This is a genomic window from Micromonospora sp. DSM 43699, from assembly GCF_055517075.1.
Genome location: NZ_JBTMMT010000276.1, coordinates 1 through 371, shown reverse-complemented (window position 1 = coordinate 371; position 371 = coordinate 1). Strand labels below are relative to the sequence as shown.

At 64.4% G+C, this 371-nt stretch carries 1 protein-coding gene; it reads right to left on the bottom strand.

What is annotated here, in order from left to right:
- Positions 1 to 355 (bottom strand): hypothetical protein (locus AC0AIB_RS31625; protein ID WP_465098145.1); only part of this gene is annotated, 355 nt, incomplete at its 3' end.
- Positions 356 to 371: the final 16 nt, after the last annotated feature.

Genomic DNA, 371 nt, shown 5'->3' with positions numbered 1-371 from the left:
CAAACACCTCCGACTCCCCCCACAACACCGCACCCATCCCCACCCACTGCCACCCCTGACCCGGAAACACAAACACCACCCCACCACCACCCGAACCCGAACCCGAACCCACCGAACCCACCACCACACCCGAACCCGAACCCACCGAACCCACCACCACACCCGAACCCCCCACCACACCCGACACCAAACCCGAAACCGAACCCGAATCAGAAACCGAATCAGAAACCGACGACCCCGCACCCGATATCCCCGAAACCACACCCGCCACCGCCACACCAGACGCCACCACATCCAAGCCCGCCACAACCTCCGCGACATCCCGACCCAACACCACCGCACGATGCTCAAACACCGACCGCGACGACACC